General features: G+C 64.2%; 23 protein-coding genes and 1 riboswitch. Of the genes, 15 read left to right on the top strand and 8 right to left on the bottom strand.

Features of this window, described 5'->3' with window-relative positions; genetic code table 11:
• Positions 1-10: 10 nt before the first annotated feature.
• Together trhA and BGRAMDRAFT_RS16570 are read left to right on the top strand one after the other, a co-directional pair.
• Complete coding sequence (trhA, locus tag BGRAMDRAFT_RS16575; protein ID WP_006049943.1) at positions 11-631, top strand: PAQR family membrane homeostasis protein TrhA; 621 nt, start codon at positions 11-13, stop codon at positions 629-631.
• A gap of 229 nt (positions 632-860) precedes the next feature.
• On the top strand, positions 861-2,393 hold the full coding sequence (locus BGRAMDRAFT_RS16570) for a DEAD/DEAH box helicase (protein WP_006049942.1): 1,533 nt from the start codon (positions 861-863) through the stop codon (positions 2,391-2,393).
• 46 nt (positions 2,394-2,439) lie between these two features.
• Here the strand turns inward: BGRAMDRAFT_RS16570 and BGRAMDRAFT_RS16565 are convergent, their stop codons facing one another.
• The gene (locus BGRAMDRAFT_RS16565) at positions 2,440-2,961 is read right to left on the bottom strand and encodes a hypothetical protein (RefSeq protein WP_006049941.1); all 522 of its coding nucleotides are present in this window, start codon (positions 2,959-2,961) and stop codon (positions 2,440-2,442) included.
• A gap of 135 nt (positions 2,962-3,096) precedes the next feature.
• Positions 3,097-3,924, bottom strand: a complete 828-nt coding sequence (locus BGRAMDRAFT_RS16560; protein WP_006049940.1) for a ferritin-like domain-containing protein — start codon at positions 3,922-3,924, stop codon at positions 3,097-3,099.
• 448 nt (positions 3,925-4,372) lie between these two features.
• Here BGRAMDRAFT_RS16560 and BGRAMDRAFT_RS16555 point away from each other — a divergent pair, with 448 nt between their 5' ends.
• Together BGRAMDRAFT_RS16555 and BGRAMDRAFT_RS16550 are read left to right on the top strand one after the other, a co-directional pair.
• On the top strand, positions 4,373-5,152 hold the full coding sequence (locus BGRAMDRAFT_RS16555) for a DeoR/GlpR family DNA-binding transcription regulator (RefSeq protein ID WP_006049939.1): 780 nt from the start codon (positions 4,373-4,375) through the stop codon (positions 5,150-5,152).
• Positions 5,153-5,470: 318 nt separating this feature from the next.
• A complete protein-coding gene (locus tag BGRAMDRAFT_RS16550) occupies positions 5,471-5,668 on the top strand; it encodes a hypothetical protein (RefSeq protein WP_006049938.1) in 198 nt (65 codons plus the stop codon).
• Positions 5,669-5,910: 242 nt separating this feature from the next.
• Here BGRAMDRAFT_RS16550 and BGRAMDRAFT_RS16545 read toward each other — a convergent pair whose 3' ends face one another.
• The gene (locus BGRAMDRAFT_RS16545; protein WP_175130891.1) at positions 5,911-6,285 is read right to left on the bottom strand and encodes a hypothetical protein; all 375 of its coding nucleotides are present in this window, start codon (positions 6,283-6,285) and stop codon (positions 5,911-5,913) included.
• A gap of 200 nt (positions 6,286-6,485) precedes the next feature.
• Here BGRAMDRAFT_RS16545 and glpD point away from each other — a divergent pair, with 200 nt between their 5' ends.
• From glpD to BGRAMDRAFT_RS16525, 4 genes are all read left to right on the top strand, one after another.
• Positions 6,486-8,015 carry a glycerol-3-phosphate dehydrogenase gene (gene glpD, locus BGRAMDRAFT_RS16540; protein WP_006049936.1) on the top strand — a complete coding sequence of 510 codons (1,530 nt, stop codon included), beginning with the start codon at positions 6,486-6,488 and terminating at the stop codon, positions 8,013-8,015.
• A gap of 202 nt (positions 8,016-8,217) precedes the next feature.
• Complete coding sequence (glpK, locus tag BGRAMDRAFT_RS16535) at positions 8,218-9,726, top strand: glycerol kinase GlpK (protein WP_006049935.1); 1,509 nt, start codon at positions 8,218-8,220, stop codon at positions 9,724-9,726.
• Between the two features lie 122 nt (positions 9,727-9,848).
• Positions 9,849-10,562, top strand: coding sequence for an MIP/aquaporin family protein (locus tag BGRAMDRAFT_RS16530; RefSeq protein WP_006049934.1), 714 nt, complete (start codon positions 9,849-9,851; stop codon positions 10,560-10,562).
• A gap of 157 nt (positions 10,563-10,719) precedes the next feature.
• The gene (locus tag BGRAMDRAFT_RS16525; RefSeq protein WP_006049933.1) at positions 10,720-11,406 is read left to right on the top strand and encodes an HAD family hydrolase; all 687 of its coding nucleotides are present in this window, start codon (positions 10,720-10,722) and stop codon (positions 11,404-11,406) included.
• 62 nt (positions 11,407-11,468) lie between these two features.
• Here BGRAMDRAFT_RS16525 and ribB read toward each other — a convergent pair whose 3' ends face one another.
• The 4 genes from ribB to BGRAMDRAFT_RS16505 all read right to left on the bottom strand — a co-directional run bounded on the left by ribB (position 11,469) and on the right by BGRAMDRAFT_RS16505 (position 15,200).
• Positions 11,469-12,185 (bottom strand): 3,4-dihydroxy-2-butanone-4-phosphate synthase, encoded by a 717-nt coding sequence (gene ribB / locus BGRAMDRAFT_RS16520; RefSeq protein ID WP_006049932.1) that lies wholly within the window; start codon positions 12,183-12,185, stop codon positions 11,469-11,471.
• Positions 12,186-12,339: 154 nt separating this feature from the next.
• A riboswitch (FMN riboswitch) is annotated at positions 12,340-12,524 on the bottom strand.
• Between the two features lie 115 nt (positions 12,525-12,639).
• The gene (locus BGRAMDRAFT_RS16515; protein WP_006049930.1) at positions 12,640-13,329 is read right to left on the bottom strand and encodes a helix-turn-helix domain-containing protein; all 690 of its coding nucleotides are present in this window, start codon (positions 13,327-13,329) and stop codon (positions 12,640-12,642) included.
• Between the two features lie 242 nt (positions 13,330-13,571).
• A complete protein-coding gene (locus tag BGRAMDRAFT_RS16510) occupies positions 13,572-14,759 on the bottom strand; it encodes an MFS transporter (RefSeq protein ID WP_006049929.1) in 1,188 nt (395 codons plus the stop codon).
• Between the two features lie 42 nt (positions 14,760-14,801).
• Positions 14,802-15,200 carry a VOC family protein gene (locus tag BGRAMDRAFT_RS16505; RefSeq protein ID WP_006049928.1) on the bottom strand — a complete coding sequence of 133 codons (399 nt, stop codon included), beginning with the start codon at positions 15,198-15,200 and terminating at the stop codon, positions 14,802-14,804.
• A 119-nt stretch (positions 15,201-15,319) separates the two neighbouring features.
• On the opposite strand from BGRAMDRAFT_RS16505, the gene BGRAMDRAFT_RS16500 reads away from it, so the two are divergent.
• From BGRAMDRAFT_RS16500 to lnt, 7 genes are all read left to right on the top strand, one after another.
• Positions 15,320-16,312: a LysR family transcriptional regulator gene (locus tag BGRAMDRAFT_RS16500; protein WP_006049927.1), complete on the top strand. Its 993-nt coding sequence runs from the start codon at positions 15,320-15,322 to the stop codon at positions 16,310-16,312.
• A 153-nt stretch (positions 16,313-16,465) separates the two neighbouring features.
• A complete protein-coding gene (gene miaB, locus BGRAMDRAFT_RS16495) occupies positions 16,466-17,851 on the top strand; it encodes a tRNA (N6-isopentenyl adenosine(37)-C2)-methylthiotransferase MiaB (protein ID WP_006049926.1) in 1,386 nt (461 codons plus the stop codon).
• A gap of 110 nt (positions 17,852-17,961) precedes the next feature.
• Entirely contained in the window at positions 17,962-19,035 is a 1,074-nt protein-coding gene (locus BGRAMDRAFT_RS16490; RefSeq protein ID WP_006049925.1) for a PhoH family protein, read from the top strand.
• 58 nt (positions 19,036-19,093) lie between these two features.
• Positions 19,094-19,555, top strand: a complete 462-nt coding sequence (ybeY, locus tag BGRAMDRAFT_RS16485; protein WP_006049924.1) for an rRNA maturation RNase YbeY — start codon at positions 19,094-19,096, stop codon at positions 19,553-19,555.
• A 61-nt stretch (positions 19,556-19,616) separates the two neighbouring features.
• Positions 19,617-20,372, top strand: a complete 756-nt coding sequence (locus tag BGRAMDRAFT_RS16480) for a gamma-glutamylcyclotransferase (RefSeq protein WP_006049923.1) — start codon at positions 19,617-19,619, stop codon at positions 20,370-20,372.
• A gap of 384 nt (positions 20,373-20,756) precedes the next feature.
• Positions 20,757-21,650, top strand: a complete 894-nt coding sequence (locus tag BGRAMDRAFT_RS16475; protein WP_006049922.1) for an HlyC/CorC family transporter — start codon at positions 20,757-20,759, stop codon at positions 21,648-21,650.
• 79 nt (positions 21,651-21,729) lie between these two features.
• Positions 21,730-23,454 (top strand): apolipoprotein N-acyltransferase, encoded by a 1,725-nt coding sequence (gene lnt, locus BGRAMDRAFT_RS16470; RefSeq protein WP_006049921.1) that lies wholly within the window; start codon positions 21,730-21,732, stop codon positions 23,452-23,454.
• 91 nt (positions 23,455-23,545) lie between these two features.
• Here lnt and loiP read toward each other — a convergent pair whose 3' ends face one another.
• Entirely contained in the window at positions 23,546-24,304 is a 759-nt protein-coding gene (gene loiP, locus BGRAMDRAFT_RS16465) for a metalloprotease LoiP (protein ID WP_006049920.1), read from the bottom strand.
• Positions 24,305-24,431: the final 127 nt, after the last annotated feature.

Here is a 24,431-nt window from a genome sequence, read left to right as displayed (position 1 = left end):
AGAAAAGACCGTGCATGTCGGTGAGCGTTTGAACAGCATTACCCACCTCGTCGGCGCCGTGCTGTCGGTGGCGGGGCTGGTGACGCTCGTGACGATGGGCGCGGTCGAAGGCGACGCGTACAAGGTGGTCAGCTTCAGCGTGTACGGTGCGATGCTGTTCGTGCTGTATGCTATCTCGACGCTCTACCACAGCGTGCGCAACCCGCGCGTCAAGGCGGTGCTGCAGAAATGCGACCACTCGGCGATCTATCTGCTGATCGCCGGAAGCTATACTCCGTTCACGCTTGTCACGTTGCGTGGGCCGTGGGGCTGGTCGCTGTTCGGCGTGAGCTGGGGGCTTGCCGCTCTTGGCATCGTGCAGGAACTGACGCTCGGGCGACGCACCCGCAGCGTTTCGATGGTGCTGTATGTCCTGATGGGATGGCTCGCGCTCGTTGCCGTCCGCCCGCTGCTGGAAGCATTACCGGCTGCGGGCACTGCCTGGCTCGTGGCCGGCGGGGTCATCTACAGCGCCGGTATCTACTTCTTCATCAACGACGAGCGCATCCGGCACGGACATGGTATCTGGCACCTGTTCGTACTGGCGGGCAGTCTGTGTCAATTCGTCAGCGTCGCGCGCTATGTCGCGTGACGTCCACGGCGGCGAAATGCAACTTAAGGCCAGTCAACGTGTCTGCATAGCGCGTTGAAGCATCCGGCACGCATCTCGAGCGTGCCGCCGATTTCCCTGCGAACGGAACTGGGCCTCGGCCTTGATCTCGATCACGCCAGGCGGCGCGTACGTGCGGCATTGAAGCCGCATTCGTGCCCCGCCGGCGCTCACATGCGCCGTTCGCGAAACTGCATTGCAAAGAGCATTTATGTCTTTTGATTCCCTCGGCTTGTCCGAACCGTTGGTCCGCGCTGTACACGAACTCGGCTACACCACTCCGACTCCTATCCAGACTCAGGCGATTCCGGCTGTGCTCAACGGCGGCGATCTGCTGGCCGGCGCGCAAACCGGCACCGGCAAGACGGCCGGCTTTACGCTGCCGATCCTTCAGCGTCTGAACTCCATGCCGGCGAACACGTCGGCGTCGGGCAAGCGCGCCGTGCGCGCGCTCATTCTCACGCCCACGCGCGAACTCGCCGCGCAGGTTGAAGAAAGCGTGCGTGCCTATGGCAAATATCTGAAGCTGAAGTCGACCGTGATGTTCGGTGGCGTCGGCATTAATCCGCAGATCGGTGCATTGAGAAGCGGCGTGGACATCGTCGTCGCAACGCCGGGCCGTTTGCTCGACCACATGCAGCAGAAGACCATCGACCTGTCGCATCTCGAGATTCTCGTGCTCGACGAAGCGGACCGCATGCTCGACATGGGCTTCATCCACGATATCAAGCGCGTGCTCGCGAAGCTGCCTCCGAAGCGGCAGAACCTGCTGTTCTCGGCCACGTTCTCCGACGAGATCAAGACGCTCGCCGACAACCTGCTCGACTCGCCGGCGCTGATCGAAGTCGCGCGCCGCAATACGACGGCGGAAACCGTCGCGCAAAAAATCCACCCGGTGGATCGCGACAAGAAGCGCGAGTTGCTCACGCACCTGATCAAGCAGCACAACTGGTTTCAGGTGCTGGTGTTCACGCGCACCAAGCACGGCGCGAATCGCCTTGCCGAGCAGTTGACGAAGGACGGCATCAGCGCGCTCGCCATTCACGGCAACAAGAGCCAGTCGGCGCGCACGCGCGCGTTGGCCGAGTTCAAGGACGGCACGCTGCAGGTTCTGGTGGCGACCGACATCGCCGCGCGCGGCATCGACATCGATCAGTTGCCGCACGTCGTCAATTTCGACTTGCCGAATGTGCCGGAAGATTACGTGCACCGCATCGGCCGTACGGGCCGCGCGGGCGCGACGGGCGAAGCGGTGTCGCTCGTGTGCGTCGACGAATTGCAGTTGCTGAAGGACATCGAGAAGCTGATCAAGCGTCCGGTGCCGCAGGAAGTGATCGCCGGTTTCGAACCGGACCCGACTGCGAAGCCGGAGCCGATTCTGCGCCGCGGCCAAGGCGGCGGCGGTGGCGGCGGACGTTCGCCGCGCCAGGGTCAAGGCGCGCCGAAGGGCGGCAACGGCGGCGCGGCAAAGCCAGCGCAACGCTCGGGGCAACGTCCGGCGAACGCTCAGCAGCAGCCGAAGCCGCAAGGCGCGAAGCCGGCCGGCAACGGCGGCCAGCCGCGCCGCGACGGTCAGCGTCAGGACGATCGTCCGCGCGCGATTGCTCATGAAGGTAGCGCCGCGCAGCACGCGCCGCGCAAACCTCAGGGTGGCAGTCCGGGCGCATTGCTCGGCGGCGCAAAGTCACGCAACGACTCGCCGCGCGGTGGCAATCCGGCGCGCAGCGGTCAGCGCGGTCGCTAACCAAGCTTAGCCACAACCCAGCCGCAACACGAACGCGAGCCGCAAGTCACCCACCCGACGACGCGGCTCGCTTCAAATGCTCGACCTGCCGTTCCCATCGGTCGAGCACCTTCTCTCTCCCAACATCCAGCTCGAACGTGATGCCGCTCGTCAGGCGCGCATACTGCACGCTTTGCGTTTCCGCCGACTCGATAGAGCAGTTCATATAGACGAGACCGCTGTCGTCGCCGTCCGCGGAAGGCAGTGGTGCGGCGAGCAACTGCACCTGGTAGAACACGTCGTCGAAGACGAAGCTCAAGGCCGCGCGCCCGCTCCGTGCGATCGCGCGCGCCGCCCGCGCCTGCGGCCACAGCGCGATGCACAGCGTGCGCGAATCGGGCGCGTATAACTCGCCGATGCCGAGCAGTGACGTGCGAATGTGCTGATTCACGTCGACGGTCAGGAGCGACGCGGTGAAGCCGGTCTTGCTCGCGAGCGACGAGCCGTCGAAGAGCGCGCGAATCGAGTCGGGCCATTCGTCGAATGCAGTCTGATCGAGTGCGCGCTGTGGCTGAGAGGAATCGCTCATCGCAAAGGTCCGGTTAAGAGGCAAGCATTCGTCATCATGCCTCGAAAAGCAGATGGCCCGCATCGAGCGGGCCATTTCTTTGACGGCGCGTTTGCGCGCGTGACCTAAGCAATGCGTCACTAACCTGCTACGCCCTCACCGAAAGAACACATGCTGCGTGATCTTCGCGAGCGGATAGTGCACGCCGGGTTGAATCTTCGCGGGCAAATCGAGCGGTTTGAGCAGCATCTTCACGCACATGTCCGCCGACAGATTGCGCCGCACGAGCGCGTTGATGCGCGCGGCGCGCTCGCGGTTATACGCCTGATCGCGCACGCGTTCCGGATAACGAATCGCGAACACGTGACGCAAGGCGATCTCCGAATCTTCGTTCTTGATCTCCATCACGCGGCGCATTAGTGCGCCGAGCACCGCGAGCCGGCCATTGCCCTCGATCTTGTTGTACTTCTTGAAGTACTTGAAAAAGTGCTTGTAATGGCGGACTTCGTCCGTGCGAATGTTGTCCGTGATCTGCTTGAGAACCGGTTCGTCCGAACACTCGCCGATCGCGCGATACAGCGTCGCGGTGCCTGTTTCAACGACGCAGCGCGCCACCATTTCCAGCGCGCGAGTCTTTTCGAAATCTTCGACGGAACAGGTCAGCGAATACTCGTCCATGAAGTTGCGGAACGCGGTGTCCCAGTCGTATTCGGGCCACACGTACGCGATATACGTCTTGAGCGCGCGGCCGTGCTGCATTTCCTCGGGCTCCCATTCGTTGTTGAGCCACGCGGAAACTTCGGGATCGTCGTTAAAGAACTGGCTGAGATTACTGGTGTAAAGATCAGTACCGCTTTCAATAAACGAAGCGGCGCACAGCAGCAACAACAGGTCTTCATTTGCGACGGCTTTCTGGCGGTCGATCCGAGTGAGGTCGATGTCCTCGATTCGCCAGGGCATGACATGGTTCAGCTCTGTGTGCATCGTGTCTTGCTCCGAAAGCTGTATCGACTCGTGGAGCATGCTCGCAACCGCTGCTATTGCGCTGCCTCGCGTTGCGGTTCGCCGTGTCGGATACAGCGCCGTGAATTAGAGTTAACCCCTTGTGTCTGCATCTTAGCCTCTGTTTCGCAAGTCTGCAGACAACCCAGCACAGACCGTGCCGATTGGCCGCAGTTCCAATTCCACGATAGACGAAAGTTTCAGTGAGGCAAGCGCGATTGCAGCGCCCGGCAAAAAAGCCGGCTCGGCAAGCTCGCCTTGCTTCGCGAAATGCGAGTAACGGCGGCTCGCGAATGACGGCGTGGAGATAGCGACGATCCTCTGAGTTGGCGGACGCGCCCCGCGATGGTCTTACAATACGCGCACGCTCGTTCCCGCCCTGCCCGCGCCGCCGCGGGCAGACGCCATAACAAACTCACGACCCGAGACCATGACCCGAGATCCCCGCCTCACGCTGAACGCCCGGCAACAGGAACTGCTGGAGTGGGTGCAACGCGACGGCTTCGTGACCGTGGACGACCTCGCGTCCCACTTCGACGTGACGCCGCAGACGATCCGCCGCGACGTCAACTGGCTCGCCGACATGAACCTGCTGCGCCGCTATCACGGCGGCGCGAGTTTGCCGACCAGTTCCGAGAACGTCTCGTACACCGCGCGTCAGCGCATGTTCCACGACGAGAAACGGCGCATCGCCGCGTTAGTCGCCACGCACATTCCCGATCAGGCGTCGCTCTTCATCAATCTCGGCACGACCACAGAGGAAGTCGCGCGCGCGCTCAACCGGCACCGCGGCCTGCGCGTGATCACTAACAATCTGAACGTCGCCAGCATGATGAGCGGCTATCCCGATTGCGAAGTGCTCGTCACGGGCGGCATCGTGCGACCGTGGGACAAGGGCATCGTCGGCGAACTGGCGATCGACTTCATCCGTCAGTTCAAGGTCGACTTCGCGATCATCGGCACCTCGAGCATCGAGACCGACGGCACCTTGCGCGATTTCGACACCCGCGAAGTGCGCGTCGCCGAAGCCATCATCCAGCACGCGCGCACCGTATTTCTGGCCGCCGACAGCTCCAAGTTCGGCCGCCCGGCGCTGGTCCGTCAGGGCCATCTCGACCAGATCGACGCACTTTTCACCGATGCCGCGCCGCCCGCCGACATGGTCGAAACGCTCAATACGGCCAATTGCCAGGTGTATGTGGCCGCGTGACCCGGCGCTGGCCGGCATGTTGCAGTGCACGCCGAACTTCAAGTGAAATCATGGATCTGCCCGCCGCCGCGAACCGCCTCTGCGACGCCTGATTGTCAAAGGGAAAATTTGCAGGGGCCGGTTTGGTGTTTAACGTTCGCTTGACTACACTCCAGTTCCCGGCGTTCGTTGCGCTCTCGCGTGCCGCCGGTGCGAAGTCAAAACTGTCGTAAGCCGTACCTCCCGCCCGATTTTTTGCGGACCACCTGGCAATGGCCCTGCCATTCGATGCCAGTCGCCGTCGAGGCTGTCCGCGTTTGCTTGACATGGAGAGAAACGATGCTGAGTCCGCACGAATTCGCCACGTTGTTGCTCGTCAAGGACGCTCCCAATCAAGTCGACATGGAGCGAGAAGAACTCGACGCCCTCCTCGAACGCCAGCTCGTGCAACTGGAGCGGCTCGCCTCGGGCAATGAACAATGGCGTGTAACGGAATCCGGCGATAGCGCACTTCGAGCGATTAAACGACTTTCCTGAAAACGACCCGCGCATCGTCGGGCTCGACGCCGGTTGTGGCCGAACGGTGAACGGCGATCGCCGCGCGCGGCTGGCGGCAACGCAATGCCGCGGCGGCTGACCGCCGAGCGCTTTCGTCTTTTATGCTTGTGTCCACGCGGGCGCCTTTAACGGCGCCCGCTTCGATTTGGCACGCTTCAAAACTTGCGCCCTGCGGCCCTGGTTCGCTAACGCAACACAACCCAACGCGACCCACCGCGCCTTCAACCACTCCGCAAAGTCGGGTCCACCGCCGCGCGCCAACTGATCGCTCGCGCGCGCTGCTCGGTAAAGAACGCGACCCACTGATTACGAAGCTGCGGGTCCGCACTTGCGCCCTGGCTCGTGTAGCGCTGCGCAATCGACGCCTGGAACGCGCAGTAATCGTCCTTCGACAAGCGCCCACGCCGGTTCGCCACATACGCATCGAACAGCGTCGCATACACGCCCTGCGCGTCGTTGCCGTAATCGACAGTCTGCGCGCTGCACATCTGCTGCAATGAAACGAACGACGGTGCGCCCATCGTTCCAGTGAGGCTCGGCGAAGCGACGCACCCTGCGAGCAACGCAGCGGCGCCCGCCATGAAAAGTCCACGCATGAAATTCACCCAGAAATGGCCAGTGCCAAGAGTATCGTCCGTGGCCGCGCGTCGCGCCACTACCCTAGCCATTCGATAGAGTCGCGCTCAGGCACCACGAACTTTACTTTTTCGAATATGTTCATTAAAGTTCGAAAACGAACACGAGCCGTTCGGTCGATTTTCAGACCGCTTCCCATACGCCGCAGGAGACGCAGCAGGTGACGCAAGGCACGAAATACGATTTGCTCGTCGTGGGCGGCGGGATCAACGGCGCGGGCATCGCGCGCGACGCGTCCGGCCGCGGACTGTCCGTGCTGCTTTGCGAACAGGACGACCTGGCGGCGCATACATCGTCCGCGAGCACCAAGCTGATTCACGGCGGCTTGCGCTACCTCGAGTACCGCGAGTTCGGGCTCGTGCGCAAAGCATTGCAGGAACGCGAGACCTTGCTGCGCGCCGCGCCGCACATCATGTGGCCGCTGCGCTTCGTGATGCCGCACATGCCCGATCTGCGCCCGGCTTGGCTGATCCGCGCGGGCCTCTTTCTTTACGATCACCTCGCACGGCGCGAGCTGCTTCCCGGCTCGCGCGGCATCGTGATGCGCGATCATCCGGCCGGCGCGCCGCTCGTCGAATCGATCAAGCGCGGCTTCGTGTACTCGGACGGCTGGGTCAACGACGCGCGCCTCGTCGTGCTCAACGCGCTCGACGCTGCCGAGCACGGCGCGAAGATTCTCACGCGCACGAAGCTGCTGAGCGCGGTGCGCGCCGGCGGCGAATGGCGCGCGCAACTCAGGCGCGCGGACGGCACGACCCTCGACGTGCGTGCCGCGTCGATCGCCAACGCCGCCGGCCCGTGGGTCGGCGAACTGCTGCAAGGCGCGCTGGGCCGCGCGGCGTCGCACAGCGTGCGGCTCGTCAAAGGCAGCCACATCGTCACGCGGCGGCTGTTCGAGCACGACCACGCGTACATTTTCCAGAACCCGGACAAGCGGATCATCTTCGCGATCCCGTACGAGCACGACTACACGCTGATCGGCACGACCGACATCGAATATCGCGGCGACCCCGCGCAGGTCGCGATCACCGCCGACGAGACGCAGTACCTGTGCGACTCGATCAATCGCTATTTCAGGCAGAAGATCTCGCCGGCCGATGTGCGCTGGACTTACTCGGGCGTGCGGCCGCTACTCGAAGAAGAAGGCGCCGACAATCCGTCGGCCGTCACGCGCGACTACTCGCTCGAACTCGACGCGCCCGCGGGCGAAGCGCCGCTGCTATCGGTGTTCGGCGGCAAGATCACGACGTTCCGCAAGCTCGCGGAAGAAGCCGTCGACAAACTCGCGGCCGCGCTCGGCAAAGGTGCGCCGTCGTGGACGGCCGGCGCGTCGTTGCCAGGCGGCGATATTGCGCACGCGAACTTCGAGCGCTTCCTCGCCGAGCTGAAGCAGCATTACGCATGGTTGCCCGACGATCTCGCGCATCGCCTCGCGCGCGCTTACGGCACGCGTGTGACGAAGGTGATCGGCCATGCGCATTCGCTCGCCGATCTCGGCCACGCGTTCGCGCCGGGTCTTTACGAGGCCGAGCTGTCTTATCTGCGCGACGTCGAATGGGCGCGCAGCGCGCAGGACGTTCTCTGGCGCCGCTCGAAACTCGGCCTTCACGTCGAGCCGGGCACGCTCGACGCGATCACGCGCGACATCGACGCATGGTTCGCACACGAACCCGAGCGACAGCGCGCGTAACAAGAAAACCGAACAAGACCGAACACAACCGCTTTACCCTTCGGCTCGTTCGGCCACGCGCACGCGCGGACTCCGTTGCGGCGCGCTGGAAACGACAAGCCGTTCCCGTCGCCGGCACGCAGCCTGAACTGCTCGAGCTGCTTGAACCGCTTAAGCTATTCGAGCTGTCACGGCGACTCATAAAATGCATGGAGAAGAGACAATGCAGGATCAGTACATCCTCGCGCTTGACCAGGGCACCACCAGTTCGCGTGCGATGCTGTTCGACCGCCTCGGCAATGTCGTGTCGACGGCGCAAAAGGAGTTTGAGCAGATATATCCGCGGCCGGGCTGGGTCGAGCACGATCCGCAGGAAATCTGGTCGACGCAGGCGGGCGTCGCCGCCGAAGCCGTCACGCGCGCCGGCATGAACGGCACGTCGATTGCCGCCATCGGCATCACGAATCAGCGCGAAACGACGATCGTGTGGGACCGCGAAACCGGGCATCCGATCTACAACGCGATCGTCTGGCAGGACCGCCGCACCGCCGACTTCTGCGACCAGCTCAAGGAGCAGGGACTCGAAGCCCGCGTGCGTGCGAAGACCGGGTTGCCGATCGACTCGTATTTCTCGGCGACCAAGATTCGCTGGATTCTCGACAACGTGGAAGGCGCGCGCGACAAGGCGAAGCAAGGCCGCCTCGCATTCGGCACGGTGGATAGCTGGCTCGTGTGGAATTTCACCAAGGGCGGCCTGCACGTCACCGACGTGACGAATGCATCGCGCACCATGCTCTTCAATATCCACACGCTGAAATGGGACGACGAATTGCTCGACGCGCTCGACATTCCGCGCAGCATGCTGCCGGAAGTGCGTCCTTCGTCGGAAGTGTATGGGCCGACCAAGACCACGGTGTTCGCGTCGAAGATTCCGCTCGCGGGCATCGCCGGCGACCAGCATGCGGCGCTGTTCGGCCAGATGTGCACGGAGTCGGGCATGGTGAAAAACACCTACGGCACCGGCTGCTTTCTCGTGATGAACACCGGCGACAAGCCAATCGAATCGAAGAACAATCTCGTCACGACGATTGCGTGGCAGATCGGCGATCAGATCAACTACGCGCTCGAAGGCAGCATCTTCATCGGCGGCGCGGTCGTGCAATGGCTGCGCGACGGTCTCGGCATCATCAAGAACGCGGCTGAAATCGAAACGCTCGCGCGCGGCGTGCCGCATTGCGACGGCGTGTATCTGGTGCCCGCGTTCGCCGGCCTGGGTGCGCCGCACTGGAATGCGCGGGCTCGCGGCACGCTGTTCGGCGTGACGCGCGGCACGACGTCCGCGCATATCGCGCGCGCGGCGCTCGATTCGATTGCGTATCAATCGCTCGACGTGCTGAAGGCGATGGAGGCCGACTCCGGCATTCGCATCGGCGAATTGCGCGTGGACGGCGGCGCATGCGCGAACAATCTGCTGATGCAATTCCAGGCCGACATTCTCGGCGTCGACGCGGTGCGTCCCAAGGTGTCGGAAACCACGGCGCTCGGCGCCGCGTATCTCGCGGGGCTCGCCGTCGGCTACTGGAAAGATGTCGGCGAACTGCAAAGCCAGTGGAAGCTCGATCGACGCTTTACGCCCGCGCTCGGCAAAGAGGACGTGAAGGAATGCCTCGACGGCTGGCAGCGCGCGATTCGCGCCGCCAAAGCCTGGGCCGATGCGCCCTCCAGCTCCTGAGCTTGCGCGCGGCGCTATTCACGAGTGAACGTTCTGCAGGGCTAACGCCAACCTGAGATAAAGCCGCAACGAAGCCGCCCGCCTCGCGGCTTCCCTAACAACAATATTTCGGATAACCAACGATGTCTCCTTACATTGCGGAATTCATCGGCACGGCACTGGTCGTGCTGCTCGGCGACGGCGCTGTCGCCAACGTGCTGCTTGCACGCACCAAGGGCAAAGGCGCGGACCTGATCGTGATCGTCATGGGCTGGGCGATGGCCGTGTTCATCGCGGTCTACGTGACGGCCTCGTACAGCGGCGCGCACCTGAATCCGGTCGTGACGATCAGCCTCGCGCTCGCGGGCAAGTTCGCGTGGGCCAAGGTGCCCGGTTATGTGGCCGCGCAAATGCTCGGCGGCATGGCGGGCGCACTGCTCGTGTGGGTCGCGTATCGGCAGCACTTCGCGAAGGAAGGCGACGCCGACGTCAAGCTCGGCGTGTTCTGCACCGCGCCCGCGATTCGCAGCGTGCCGCACAACCTGCTGACAGAGATGATCGCCACGTTCGTGCTGATTCTCGGCGTGCTGTATCTCGCTTCGCCGCAAGTCGGGCTCGGCGCGCTGGACGCGCTGCCGGTCGGACTGCTCGTGCTCGGCATCGGCATTTCTCTCGGCGGACCGACGGGTTACGCGATGAGTCCCGCGCGCGATCTGTCGCCGCGTCTGATGCATGCGCTGCTGCCGATCCCCGGCAAGCGCGACAGCGACTGGCGCTACGCGTGGATTCCCGTGTGCGGTCCGCTCGTCGGCGGCGCGGTCGCGGCGGGGCTTTATCTGTATCTGCACGCGCGTTGAGCGCGGCGCGCTCGCGAATCGCGAGCAACGCAATGCGATGCGATGGAGTGAAAGCGCCGCCGAAGCACGTATCATGGCGCTTTCACACCGCGCGCATGAGCCGGCTATTCGTGGCTATGGCGTCTGCGCGCGCCACCGCTTTCCGGTTCCTCCACGCATGATCGACCACCTTATCTGCGACTGCGACGGCGTACTCGTCGACAGTGAAGTCATCGCCGACCGCGTCATGTACGAGACGCTCTCGACTACGTTTCCGGGCCTCGACTTCGAGCCTATCGTCAAGACGGCGTTTGGCCAGCAAACCTCGCGCTTTCTCGAAGGCATCGAGACCACGTTCGGCATCACGCTGCCGGCCGATTTTCTGAACACGATCGAGCACAACGTCGAACTCGCGCTCGCTGCGTCGCTTAGTCCGATCAACGGTGTGCGCGACGCGCTGCAGCGTGTGACGCTGCCGGCCGCCGTGGTGTCGAACAGCCGCATGTCGCGCGTCGCCGCATCGCTGCGGCGCGCCGGATTGCAGCAGATTTTCGGCGATCGCGTGTTCAGCGCGGAACAGGTCGCGCGGCCGAAGCCGTTCCCTGACGTGTACCTGTTCGCCGCGCAGACGCTCGGCGTCGATCCATCGCGATGCATCGTCGTGGAAGACAGCGTGGCGGGCTTGAACGCGGCGCGCGCGGCGGGAATGAAGACGATCGCGTTTGTCGGCGCGAGCCATATTCCCGACGGCTACGCGGACGCGCTGCGCAACATGGGCATCACGCGGATCATGCAGCACATGGACGAATTGCCGGCGTTAATCGACGCAGGTGTGCGCGGCGAGTTCGGCGACGTGCAGTCGTAGCGGTTCAGAGAACCGCCCACTTCACGCGCCACGCCGCTCACCGCCTTGAATTCACCTTGAATTCAAGCCTCTTCGACGCATTCGCGCGCCTGCGTCAGCGCCAGGCGAAACTCGGCCAGCTCCGCAATCGTCAGCATCGGCAGATTGTGTTTTGCGGCAAAGCGTTCGACGTCGGCGCCGCGCGTCATCGTGCCGTCGGCGTTCATCAATTCACAGAGCACGCCAGCGGGCTTGAGCCCCGCCAGAATCGCGAGGTCCACGGTGCCTTCGGTATGTCCGCGACGCGCGAGGACGCCGCCCGGCATCGCGCGCAAGGGGAACACATGGCCGGGGCTCACGATGTCGGCAGGCTTCGCGTTATCGGCAATCGCCGCGCAGATCGTCGTCAGCCGGTCGAGTGCCGACACGCCGGTCGTCACGCCCTCGCGCGCTTCGATCGACACCGTGAACGCGGTGCCGTGACGGCTTTCGTTATTGACGGCCATCGGCGGAAGTTCGAGCGCGCGGACCTTGTCGTCGGTCAGACACAGGCACACGATGCCGCTGCATTCGCGAATCAGCAGCGCCATGGTTTCGACGGAAAGACGCTCGGCGGAGACGATCAGATCGGCCTCGTTCTCGCGGTCGTCGTCGTCTTGCAGCACGACGGCGCGGCCTTCGCGCATGGCTTGCAAGGCGGCGGCGATACGCGGCGGAACGGCTTCGGTGGAGAGCAGCGGGAGATCGGCGAATGCGTCGTGCGCAAGCGTCGAAGGAGCGGGAAAAGTAGCAAAGGACATGGTTGAAACGCTCATCGCAAAAGTTGGGCGAGAAACGTTTCAGGGCATTGCAAACAGACAAAGACGCGCCGTGCAGCGCCGCCTCACGATGCAGGCGGCGTTCGCGCACCACTCCGACATGCGAGCGGCGCCACGGAAACGAACATGACTATCTGCACATCTTCTTCCATCCGGACTGTGACCGTCGGCTCTGGCTTCTCACCAGATCTGCTGACCCCGCGGCGGCTTTCGGTCGATTGAAAACCGCGCTATTGCGGGCGCTCGCGGGCTCGCCGGCCTGCGCTTTCGCGCTGCCGGCATACCGCCGGTGGGGAATTTCGCCCCGCCCTGAAGACGCACTGATTGCCGGACGAACCGGCGGGCCAAGCATACAACAGTCGCGCGCGAACCGCAGCGCAACCCCTACTGCCCGGACGGGTTTCGCGCCCGGGCGGCGCCTATGCGGCGCATTCGATCAAACGGGCGCAGCCTCGCGCGACGTGTCGTGCTGCGCCGGCACGTCCCAGCGCGGCGGCGTCTCGGCCTTCAGCGTCACTCGAAACGCGCGCGCTTCGGTGTCGCCGGGATTGCGCAGACTATGCGGCTGATCGGCGTCGAACACGATCGCGTCGCCCGTTGCCAGCAACTGGCGCTGATCGTGCACGCTGACCTCGAGCGTGCCCTCGCTGACGACGAGATTGACCGTCGTGCCAGGCGCGCGGCGCACGCCCGCTTCCGTGTGCAACGGCGCGATGCGCAGCTCGTGAAATTCGGCGGCGGTCGGCTCGTTGTCGGGATAGAGCGGGCGAGCCGAATAGCGTCCGTTGGAACTGACGATGCGCGACGAACGCTCCGCCGGCAAGTGCTCGAAACCGTTCGTCGCGTGACGTCGCAGGAAGGCCGCGACCGACACCTTCAACGCGGCGGCCACCTTGCACAGCACCTTGATGGACGGCACGCTGCGCGCCGATTCGATTTGCGCGAGCATCGCGCGCGATACGCCGGACGCGCGGGCCAATGCGTCGAGCGACAACTGACGTTCCGCGCGCAAACGCGCGAGATTCACGCCGACGAGATGTTCGAGCGCGTCGAAAGGTTCAGCGGCACGCGGCGGCGCATCGGTATCGGCCGTGGGATCGCGGACCAGAGCAAGCGGGGAATGCATGATTGCCTCCAGAAGCGCCGCCGGGCGGCGGGCAAACAGTTAGTGGAAGCAAGATAGCATCGCGCCCCGCAGCGCCCAACGAAGTTATCTTCACACTGTTATCAGTATTGCGGAGGACGCTTTTCGCAAAGCTTGTGCGCATTTTTCATATGCGGAGCGCAGTGCGCGTTTGGTTGTGGTCGCGATTGCGATTGCGGCTGTGATGGCGTGCAACGGCCTCCGCGTGCACGCCTCGCCAGGACTCACGCCCGCTCGCGCACCTGCACGCCGCTTCGCGCTTCATCGGATGCCGGCGTGTCCATGCGCGATGCGAACCACGTCAGCAGCAACGCACTCAAGCTCACCGCCGCCGCGACCCACGGCAACGTATCGAGCGAATGGCCGTGGTCGATCACGAGACCGCCGAGCCACGCGCCGCCCGCATTGCCGACGTTGAACGCGCCGATGTTCAGCGTCGACGCGAGATTCGGCGCCTTGGCCGCCTTCTCGACCACGCGCATCTGCAACGGCGGCACGGTCGCGAACGCGGCGATGCCCCACACGAACACGGTGACCGCCGCGGCCACCTGCGAATGGCTGGTGCGGGCGAACAGCGCCATCACGACGGCAAGCGCCGCGAGAATGGCCATCAGCGAAGGCATCAGCGCGCGGTCCGCTAGCTTGCCGCCCACGGTGTTGCCGATCGTCAATCCCACGCCGAACAGCACGAGAATCAGCGTGACGGCGCGCGGCGAGAAGCCGCTCACCTGCTCGAGAATCGGCGCGATGTACGTGAACACGACGAACACGCCGCCGAAGCCGAGCACGGTCATCGCGAGCGCGGTCCAGACTTGCGGGTCCTTCAGCACGCGCACTTCATGGCCGAGACCGGCCGGGGCGGAATCGTGGCGATTCGGCACGAGCGCCGTCACGCCCGCCAGCGACAGCACGCCGAACGCGCTGACAATCCAGAAGGCGACGCGCCAGCCGAACTCCTGGCCGACGAACGTGCCGAACGGCACGCCGAGCACGTTCGCGAGCGTGAGGCCGGTGAACATCAGCGCAATCGCGCTCGCGCGCTTTTCCGACGGCACGAGCGACGCCGCCACCACCGCGCCGATGCCGAAGAACGAGCCGTGCGCGAACGAGGTCACGACGCGCGCGATCATCAGCACCGAATAGCTCGACGCAATCGCGCACAGTGTATTGCCGACGATAAACACGCCCATCAGCAACTGCAGCGCGAGCTTGCGCGGCATTCTGCTCGTGACGACCGCAAGCAGCGGCGCGCCCACGGCGACGCCGAGCGCATAGCCGCTCACGAGCAGTCCCGCCGATGGAATCGACACGGCAAGATCGCGCGCGACTTCGGGCAGCAGGCCCATGATGACGAACTCGGTGGTCCCGATCGCGAAGGCGCTGATCGCCAGCGCGAGTAGTGGAATCGGCATTGTTGTTCTCCAGCTTGCAGGTTCGAAGTTTTACGGTTGGTTTTACGGTTGAGCGTGATGCAGCGCCGTCACGAACTCGATGGCGACGCCCGGCGCGAGCGCCACGAAAATCTGCATGGCGGCTTCTTGCGGGGCCATCGGCGGGACTTGCGCCGTCCGATAGACGACGCCGGATGCGCGCAGGCGCGCGAGCAGCGCCTGCCATTCGGCGGCGCTTTCCAGACGGAAGGCGATATGGTCGATGCGCGGCGCCGCGCGTAGCGACGGGTCCGGTGCGCTCGCCTCGACCAGATGCACGACCGGCCGGCCGTCGGCGTAGAGCCAGTAGCCGTCGACGGAAAACGGCGGACGCGCGCCTTGCGTCAAGCCGGCAATATCGACGAAGAAACGGCGGGCCGCGTCGAGATCGGCCGTGACGATGGTCGCGTGATCCAGTTGCATGATTTCCGGCGGCGCTCAGCGCCACATGAGTTTTCGAGAAACGAATTGTCGGCGCGCGGCGGCCATTTGATAATTGGCGTAGCATTTGAAGCATTTTCAAACGCCATTTGAAGCGAGCGATGGATAATCTCGGCGACATTCGCCTCTTTGTCGAGGCCGCGCAGCAAGGCAGCTTGTCCGCGGCGGGCCGCAAAATGGGTCTCACGCCCGCCGCCGCGAGCGCGCGCCTCGCCAAGCTCGAAGCCGGCCTGAAGGCGCGGCTTTTCGAACGCACGACCCGCCAGTTGAGGCTCACCGACGAAGGCCGTCTCTATCTGAACTGCTGCCGCCAGGCGCTGCAATCGCTGGACGACGCGAAAGCCGCGCTCCAGGCTGGACAAGGCGTGGTGCGCGGCAAGGTGCGCGTGTCGGCGACTTCGGACTTCGGCCGCAATCTGCTGATGCATTGGCTCGACGAATTCAACGCGCTCTACCCTGAAGTGACGTTCGCGCTCACGCTGTCGGACTCGCTGTCGAATCTCGTGCAGGAGGACATCGACCTCGCGATCCGCTTCGGCGTGCCGCAAGACAGCTCGCTCGTCGCCCGCAAGCTCGCGCCGAACCGGCGCGTGCTGTGCGCGTCGCCGGAATACATCTCGCGCAAAGGCGAGCCCGAAGATCCGCACGATCTCGCCAATTTCGACTGCATCGTACTCAACACCGGCTCGGGGCCGGCCAACGAATGGCGGTTCACGCGCGGTGACGAAGTGCAGAACTACACGGTGCCGCTCGAAACCGCGCGCGAGACCAACGACGGCGCCGTCGCCCGCGAATGGGCGCTGCGCGGCTACGGCATCGTGATCAAGTCGATGTGGGACGTGGAAGCGGATCTGCGCGCGGACGGCCTGAAAATCCTGCTGCCCGAATGGCGCTATCCGGACGCGCCGCTGCACGCGCTCTACCACCGCAACCGCTTCATGGCGCCGCGCGTGCGCGTGCTGCTGGATTTTCTGAGCGAGCGCTTCGCGCAGGTATCGGACGAACTGGAAGGCCTGCTCGGCTTGCCGCCCGCAGCGCTGGAGGCGCCGGAGACCGATATCAGCCGCGAGGCCCTATCCGGCGAAGGGCTATAATATTGCGTTACGCGGCAAGCGCGCGCGGGCTGCGGCTAAAGCCCAGCCGACGGCGACCAGAAGCCCCGTCCCACGGACATCGCGCACGTTTTCGCCTCTCCTCGACCCTTTATACAGCGCCCCCAGGTTAACCACTGCGACCGGCGAAATTCGATGACCAAGAAAGTTTATGTAAAGACCTTTGGCTGCCAGATGAACGAGTACGACTCCGACAAGATGGTCGACGTACTCGGCGCGGCTGAGGGCCTCGTCAAGACCGACACGCCCGAAGACGCCGACGTGATTCTGTTCAACACCTGCTCGGTGCGCGAAAAAGCCCAGGAAAAAGTGTTCTCCGACCTCGGCCGCGTACGCGAGCTGAAGGAAGCCAATCCCAACCTGATCATCGGCGTGGGCGGCTGCGTGGCGAGCCAGGAAGGCGCGTCCATCGTCGCGCGCGCGCCTTATGTCGATCTGGTGTTCGGCCCGCAAACGCTGCACCGTCTGCCGCAAATGATCGACAAGCGCCGCGAAAGCGGCCGCGCGCAGGTCGACATCTCGTTTCCCGAAATCGAAAAGTTCGACCATCTGCCGCCCGCGCGCGTGGAAGGCCCGAGCGCTTTCGTGTCGATCATGGAGGGTTGCAGCAAGTACTGCAGCTACTGCGTCGTGCCCTACACGCGCGGCGAAGAAGTCTCCCGTCCGCTTGACGACGTTCTGACGGAAATTGCCGGTCTCGCCGATCAGGGCGTGCGCGAAGTCACTTTGCTGGGTCAGAACGTGAACGCCTATCGCGGCGCGCTGACCGTCGGCTCGTCGGAAATCGCCGACTTTGCGACGCTGATCGAATACGTCGCCGATATTCCGGGCATCGAACGGATTCGCTATACCACGTCGCACCCGAAGGAATTTACGCAGCGTCTGATCGACACCTACGCGAAGGTGCCGAAGCTCGTGAGCCACCTGCATCTGCCGGTGCAACACGGTTCGGACCGCATTCTGATGGCGATGAAGCGCGGCTACACGGTGCTCGAGTACAAGTCGGTGATCCGCAAGCTGCGGGCGATTCGCCCGGACCTGTCGCTGTCCACTGACATGATCGTCGGATTTCCCGGCGAGACCGAAGAAGATTTCGACAAGATGATGGCGCTCGTGCACGAGATGAAGTACGACACGAGCTTCTCATTCATCTACAGTCCGCGTCCGGGCACGCCGGCTGCGAACCTGCACGACGACACGCCGCGCGAAGTGAAGCTGAAGCGCCTGCAACACCTGCAAGCCACGATCGAGGAAAACGTCCAGCGCATCAGCGATTCGATGGTCGGCAAGGTGGAGCGTATTCTGGTCGAGCGTCCGGCGCGCAAGGACCCGAACGAGCTCGCGGGCCGCACGGAGAACAACCGCGTGGTGAATTTCCCGGCGCCGCTGGCTTCGCATGCTCGGCTGACCGGTCAGATGGTCGACGTGAAAATCGTCAAAGCGTACCCACATTCGCTGCGTGGCGAGCTTGTGCTGGTGCACGACAATGCAGAAAACGGTGCGAGCGCCGCCACCCATTGACTGACCAATGACCGACCATTGACGCCACGCGCGCGGCGCCACGCGAACGTAAAACTGCAAGCCGGCCGCCGCCGCCCGCGTACTGAAACCGACAGGATCGACTCATCGCCTTGAAAACCACTCAGCCGCATCTGGAATTCACCGCTCCGCGCGACGACAACGCGCGGCTCGCCAACCTCTGCGGACCGCTCGACGAAAACCTGCGGCAGATCGAGCAGGCGCTCGACGTGACGCTGCAACGCCGCGGACACCGCATCACGATCCGCGGGCGCGGCGCGAAACTCGCGCTCACCGCGCTCGAAAACTTCTACAACAACGCGCGCGATCCGCTGTCGGTCGACGACATCCAGCTCGCGCTCGTCGAAGTGCGCCACCCGGCGCGGCATCGCACGAACGGCAACGGCAATGGCGACGAAGCCGGCGAGCCTGGCTTTCCGGGCAACCCCGACCATCCGTTCGACCAGCCCGCCGATCTTCTCGAAGACGACGCCGAGGAACTCGGTCCGAAGCTCTACACCCGGCGCGCCGATCTGCGCGGCCGCACGCCGGCGCAGCGCGACTATCTGAAGCAGATCGTCTCGCACGACGTCACCTTCGGCATCGGCCCGGCGGGCACCGGCAAGACGTATCTGGCGGTGGCCTGCGCCGTGGACGCGCTCGAGCGCGATCAGGTCAAGCGCATCGTGCTGACGCGGCCGGCCGTCGAAGCCGGCGAGCGGCTCGGCTTTCTGCCGGGCGATCTCGCGCAGAAGGTCGATCCGTACCTGCGTCCGCTGTACGACGCGCTGTACGATCTGCTCGGCTTCGACAAGACCGCGAAGATGTTCGAGCGGCAGATGATCGAGATCGCGCCGCTCGCGTACATGCGCGGGCGCACGCTGAATCACGCGTTCATCATTCTCGATGAGGCGCAGAACACCACGCCCGAGCAGATGAAGATGTTTCTCACGCGGATCGGCTTCGGCTCGAAGGCCGTGGTGACCGGCGACACGACGCAGGTCGACTTGCCGCGCGGCCACAAGAGCGGGCTCATCGAGGCGCAGCAGGTGCTGTCGGACGTGCGCGGCATTGCGCTCACGCGCTTTACCAGCGCGGACGTGGTGCGCCATCCGCTCGTCGCGCGAATCGTCGAGGCCTACGACGCGCATTCGCAGAAGACCGCCAGCCCCGCGGATTCGCGTTGATGCGGCCCGACGCACAGCGCAGCGCGCAACACCTCGCCTGATAAGACATCGAACAAGCATGAGCCGCGCCCCGAAACTGACGCTGAATCTGCAATTCCCGGCCGCGAAGGCGTGGCCCGAACACAAGGCCGTGCTGCCGCGCGCGACGGTGGCCGGCTGGATCAAGGCCGCGCTTTTCGCCGACGGCGAGCTGACCGTGCGTTTCGTCGACGCCGAGGAAGGCCGCACGCTGAATCGCACGTATCGCGGCAAGGACTATTCGACGAACGTGCTGACGTTTGCATACGCGGAGTCGGAGGACGATCCCGTCACTGGCGATCTGATCCTCTGCTGTCCGGTTGTCGAAAAGGAAGCCGCCGAGCAGGGCAAGCCGCTCGTCGCCCATTACGCGCATCTGCTCGTGCACGGTACGCTGCATGCGCAAGGCTACGACCACGAAGTCGAAGAAGAAGCCGAGGAAATGGAAGCGCTCGAAACCGAGATTCTCGGCAAGCTCGGCTTTCCCGACCCCTACCGTTGACCGTTGACCCTTGACTGTTAGCCGCTAACCTTTAACCACTGCACGCTGCCCGAACCGAACCGTGAGTTCCTTTCCTTCCGACGCCGACACTGACGCCCGGCCGCCCTGCCCGGACTATCCGCCCGCGCTCGGCGAGTCGCGGCTGCTGACCGACGAAGAACTGCGCGCGTCGCTGGAATGCACGCTGCGTGACTGGGACCGGCAAAGCGACTTGTGGCTCTTCGGCTATGGCTCGCTGATCTGGAACCCTGGACTGCCCACTGTCGAAGCCACGCGCTCGAAGGTGCACGGCTATCACCGCGGGCTGTATTTGTGGTCGCGCGTGAATCGCGGCACGCCGGAGCAGCCGGGGCTTGTGCTCGCGCTCGATCGCGGCGGCTCGTGTACGGGCATCGCGTTTCGTCTCGCGGCAGAAGGCGCGATGCCGCATCTCGAGGCGCTGTGGCGCCGCGAAATGCCGATGGGTTCCTACCGGCCCGCGTGGCTGCCCTGTGTGCTCGCCGACGGCCGGCGCGTCGACGCACTTGCGTTCGTGATGCGCCGCGACGTGCCGACGTACACCGGCAAGCTCGGCGACGAGGTCGTCAAAACGGTGCTCGGCTGCGCGCGCGGCCGCTACGGCACGACGCTCGAGTACGTGAGCCGCACGGTTCACGCGCTGCGCGAAAGCGGCATGCCGGATCGCGCGCTGGAAGCGCTGCTCGCGCGCTGCCAGGCTGCGAGTGATGGGACGGAGGCGAACGGCGACTCAAGCGGCGACTCAAGCGGCGACTCAAGCGGCGGCGAGCTTCGCACACAGCCGCAGACGAAGCTGTGAGCGCGTACGCCGAAGCGCCACATGCGGACGCAACGCGCAGACCGCAACTGGCGAATAGCCGCGCCATCGAACCTGCGATGCACTCTTTTCGCCGCAATCACGAGCAAACGAGCACGCGCGAAATCGCATGAAAGAAAGCGCCCTTCGCTCCGCCGTTCGTTTCGCGAATGTTCCGCGATTGTTCCGTGAAGCGCCCGGGTTTTTTCTCCAGGACGCTTTTCACCGCGTAATCAGTTAGGATTGACCCACGGCCCGCCGCTTGCGTCGGACCCTGTCAGCCCGGTTTCATTCATCGCCCGGCCGGGTGGGACACGGTCCTGCCATGTGCCTGGTGTATCCTTAATGCTCTGCAACAGCGCGCCCAGTCTTGCCGGGCGCACTACCATGAACGACACGTATCCCAGTCGACGCCAAACCGACAAACCGCACGAAAAGCGCTCGCTGCTCGAGCGTCTGACCGACTTCATCTCGCCCGAGCCCGACTCGCGCGCCGAACTTCTGGAAATCCTGCAGGACGCGCACGAGCGCAACCTGATCGACGCCGACTCGCTGTCGATGATCGAAGGCGTATTCCAGGTCTCCGAACTGAGCGCACGCGACATCATGGTGCCGCGCGCGCAGATGGACGCGATCAACATCGCGGACAACCCCGCCGAATTCATCCCTTACGTGCTGGAAAAAGCGCACTCGCGCTATCCGGTGTACGAAGGCAATCGCGACAACGTGATCGGCGTGCTGCTCGCAAAAGACCTGCTGCGCTACTACGCCGAGGAAGAGTTCGACGTGCGCGGCATGCTGCGGCCCGCGGTGTTCATCCCCGAATCGAAGCGGTTGAATGTGCTGCTCCACGACTTTCGCGTGAATCGCAATCACCTCGCGGTGGTCGTCGACGAATACGGCGGCGTGGCCGGCCTGATTACGATTGAAGACGTGCTGGAGCAGATCGTCGGCGACATCGAGGACGAATACGATTTCGACGAGGAAAGCGGCAACATCATCGCGTCGCCGGACGGACGCTTTCGCGTGCGCGCGCTGACCGAGATCGAGCAGTTCAACGAGGCCTTCGGCACGCATTATTCAGACGAAGAAGTGGATACGATCGGCGGGCTCGTCACGCATTATTTCGGGCGCGTGCCGCACCGGGGCGAGAAGGTTCGCATCGACGATCTGATCTTCGAAATTCTGCGCGGCGACGCACGCCAGATTCACATGCTGCTCGTGCGGCGCGATCCGCTTGCCGGTCAGCGCGAGCGCGAAGCGCAGCACGTGCAGACCTGAGCGGTCCTGCCCGCCTGCCGACCTTCGGCCTTCGCCCGAGCCTTTCCAACTTGTCACTCCTCTCGCCGACCGCGCAACAATGGCCGACCCGATCACTTCCTCCTCGCGCCGCGGCGTGAACACGACCGCCGCGCGACCGACGGGCGTGCGTGCGCTGCCTCGCTGGCATTACCTCGTCGCGCTCGCGGCCGGCGCGGCCAACACGTTGTCGTTCGCGCCGACGCCGCACGGCGGCTGGCTCGAACTGGCAATCTTCGTGTTCCTCTTCGGCTGGCTGACGCGCACGACCGGCTGGAAAAGCGCCGCGCTGACGGGCGGCGCGTTCGGCTTCGGCAACTTCGTGAGCGGCGTGTGGTGGCTCTACGTCAGCATGCATGATTTCGGCGGCATGCCCGCGCCGCTCGCCGGCGCTGCGCTCGTGCTGTTTTCGCTCTACCTCGCGCTGTATCCCGCTCTTGCCGCGGGCGTCTGGTCGTTTTGCGCGGGTCACGCGCGCAACGGCAAGTCCGCGGTCGACATGCCGTTTTCGCCGACGTGGCATGGCGCGCTCGCCTTCGCGAGTGCATGGGCTATCGGCGAATGGCTGCGCGGCACGGTGTTCACCGGCTTTCCGTGGCTCGCGAGCGGCTATGCGCAAGTCGACGGCCCGTTCGCCGGATTCGCGCCGCTCGCGGGTGTGTACGGCGTCGGCTGGATGCTCGCACTCGTGGCCGCGCTGATCGTGCAGGCGTTGCTCGCGTTGCTGCGCCGTTCGCGGGCGTCTCGCGAAACGTCGGCAAGCAGCGGCGACACGCGCGGCAGCGCAAACGCGGCGAGTGTCGCGGTGCCGGCCGGTATCGCAGTCGCGTTGATCGCGGCCGGCCTGCTGCTGCCGCTCGCGAAGTGGACGGTGCCGGCCAACGCGCCGCTGACCGTGCGTCTGCTGCAAGGCGACGTCAAGCAGGACATGAAGTTCGAGGAAGCGGGTGTGCGCGCCGCCATCGACCAGTATCAGCAGATGATCACCTCGAAGCCGGCCGATCTGATCGTCACGCCGGAAACCGCTATTCCGGTGCTCGCGCAGCAACTGCCGGTGCCGTTTGCGTCGGCGGTGCGCAGCTTCGCCGATTTGACGGGCAGCGCGATCCTGTTCGGCGCTGTCGGCGGCTCGGTCACGCCCGAGGGCCGCGTGGTCGACTACACGAACAGCCTGTTCGGCGTCACGCCCGGCACGCGCGATATTTACCGCTACGACAAGCATCACCTCGTGCCGTTCGGCGAATTCGTGCCGTGGGGCTTTCGCTGGTTCGTCAATCTGATGAATATTCCACTCGGCGATTTCGCGCGCGGCGGCCCCGTGCAGAAGCCGTTCGTCGTGCATAACCAGCCGGTCGCGGTCGACATCTGCTACGAGGACATTTTCGGCGAAGAGATTGCGCGGACGATCCGCGAAAGCGATACGCCGCCGGGCGTGCTGATCAACTCGACGAATCTCGCGTGGTTCGGCGACACGATCGCGCTCGAGCAGCATCTGCAGATTGCGCGCATGCGTTCGCTGGAAACCGGCCGGCCGATGCTGCGCGCGACCAACACCGGCACGACGGCCGCCATCGACGCCAACGGCAAGGTGCTTGGCAAGCTCGCGCCCTACACGATCGGCTCGCTCGACGTCACCGTGCAAGGCACAGCCGGCCGCACGCCGTATGTGACGAGCGGCAATAACACGGTGCTCGCGGTTTCGTTATTGCTGCTGGCATTCGGCTTTGCGTTCGGGCCGGGCATCAGGCGTCGCAAAAACGGTGACGCGGGAAATGGCGGGCAGTAAGCGATAAAAGAGCCATAAAAAGCACAGCAATAAAAAACGCGCGCTGCGGCATAACCGCCAGCGCGCGTTTTTTCATCCGCTCAAACCAGGCTTACTGATTCGACGCAATGCGCTGCTGAATATGCTGCGCACGCGCCGGCGATGCCGGATGCGAACTCAGCATGCTCGATTTACCGCCGTCCATTTGCGCGAGTTTGTTGAACGCCGTGACGAGACCCGACGGATCGAGATTCTTCTTTTTCTGCAAATCGAACGAATAATCGTCGGCGGCGCTTTCCTGCGTTTGCGAGAATTGCGCGTTAATCAGCTTTTCCGAAAACTCGCCCAATTGCGAGCCGGACAGCGCGCCTGCAACGCCACCCGCCGACGACGCCACCGAACGCACCGCCGACGTCGCATACGCGACCTGCATCGCCTTCTTCGTGTGGCCAAGCGCCACGTGGCCCATTTCATGGCCGACCACGCCGCGCACTTCGTTGTCGTTCATCATGTCCATCAGGCCGCTGTAGACGCGCACGCAGCCGTTCGCCATCGCCCAGGCATTGACGTCCTTCGTCACATACACCTTGTAATTCACCGGCGTGCCGTTGATGTTGTCGCCCAGTTGCGCGGCGATCTTGTTCAGGCGCTTCTGGTATTTGCTGTTGGCCGGCGCAATTGTGTTTTCGCTGTCGAGTTGCGCGCACGATTTGTCGGTGAGCGCGCGCACGTCGGCGTCCGACAGCGTGGCGGCCTGCGTGGCCAGTTGGCCGGACTGAATCAGCGAAGACGGGTCCAGGTTGCTGACGCTGGAACACGCGGCAAACAGCGAGCAGACGGAAGCGGCAATAACAAGGCGATACGGTTTCATTATGAAAGTCTCTTTGTGGTGTTATTCGTTCGACGGCGCGATGGACTCGCCGCCCATTTGCAACGGCGCATATCGGCGCGAAAACGCCGGATATGTTGACTGCATGACCATTGCCCACGCGACAGAC

The organism is Paraburkholderia graminis C4D1M (assembly GCF_000172415.1).
GTDB lineage: Bacteria > Pseudomonadota > Gammaproteobacteria > Burkholderiales > Burkholderiaceae > Paraburkholderia > Paraburkholderia graminis.
This window is presented reverse-complemented; position numbering and strand designations above follow the sequence as displayed.

Coding starts and splice junctions, on each gene's coding strand:
- ybeY (WP_006049924.1), top strand. CDS start 19,094: ATGAGCCGCGCCCCGAAACTGACGCTGAATCTGCAATTCCCGGCCGCG.
- miaB (WP_006049926.1), top strand. CDS start 16,466: ATGACCAAGAAAGTTTATGTAAAGACCTTTGGCTGCCAGATGAACGAG.
- BGRAMDRAFT_RS16475 (WP_006049922.1), top strand. CDS start 20,757: ATGAACGACACGTATCCCAGTCGACGCCAAACCGACAAACCGCACGAA.
- BGRAMDRAFT_RS16560 (WP_006049940.1), bottom strand. CDS start 3,924: ATGCACACAGAGCTGAACCATGTCATGCCCTGGCGAATCGAGGACATC.
- BGRAMDRAFT_RS16510 (WP_006049929.1), bottom strand. CDS start 14,759: ATGCCGATTCCACTACTCGCGCTGGCGATCAGCGCCTTCGCGATCGGG.
- BGRAMDRAFT_RS16550 (WP_006049938.1), top strand. CDS start 5,471: ATGCTGAGTCCGCACGAATTCGCCACGTTGTTGCTCGTCAAGGACGCT.
- loiP (WP_006049920.1), bottom strand. CDS start 24,304: ATGAAACCGTATCGCCTTGTTATTGCCGCTTCCGTCTGCTCGCTGTTT.
- BGRAMDRAFT_RS16500 (WP_006049927.1), top strand. CDS start 15,320: ATGGATAATCTCGGCGACATTCGCCTCTTTGTCGAGGCCGCGCAGCAA.
- BGRAMDRAFT_RS16505 (WP_006049928.1), bottom strand. CDS start 15,200: ATGCAACTGGATCACGCGACCATCGTCACGGCCGATCTCGACGCGGCC.
- BGRAMDRAFT_RS16570 (WP_006049942.1), top strand. CDS start 861: ATGTCTTTTGATTCCCTCGGCTTGTCCGAACCGTTGGTCCGCGCTGTA.
- glpK (WP_006049935.1), top strand. CDS start 8,218: ATGCAGGATCAGTACATCCTCGCGCTTGACCAGGGCACCACCAGTTCG.
- BGRAMDRAFT_RS16555 (WP_006049939.1), top strand. CDS start 4,373: ATGACCCGAGATCCCCGCCTCACGCTGAACGCCCGGCAACAGGAACTG.
- BGRAMDRAFT_RS16515 (WP_006049930.1), bottom strand. CDS start 13,329: ATGCATTCCCCGCTTGCTCTGGTCCGCGATCCCACGGCCGATACCGAT.
- ribB (WP_006049932.1), bottom strand. CDS start 12,185: ATGTCCTTTGCTACTTTTCCCGCTCCTTCGACGCTTGCGCACGACGCA.
- BGRAMDRAFT_RS16565 (WP_006049941.1), bottom strand. CDS start 2,961: ATGAGCGATTCCTCTCAGCCACAGCGCGCACTCGATCAGACTGCATTC.
- BGRAMDRAFT_RS16545 (WP_175130891.1), bottom strand. CDS start 6,285: ATGCGTGGACTTTTCATGGCGGGCGCCGCTGCGTTGCTCGCAGGGTGC.
- lnt (WP_006049921.1), top strand. CDS start 21,730: ATGGCCGACCCGATCACTTCCTCCTCGCGCCGCGGCGTGAACACGACC.
- BGRAMDRAFT_RS16525 (WP_006049933.1), top strand. CDS start 10,720: ATGATCGACCACCTTATCTGCGACTGCGACGGCGTACTCGTCGACAGT.
- BGRAMDRAFT_RS16530 (WP_006049934.1), top strand. CDS start 9,849: ATGTCTCCTTACATTGCGGAATTCATCGGCACGGCACTGGTCGTGCTG.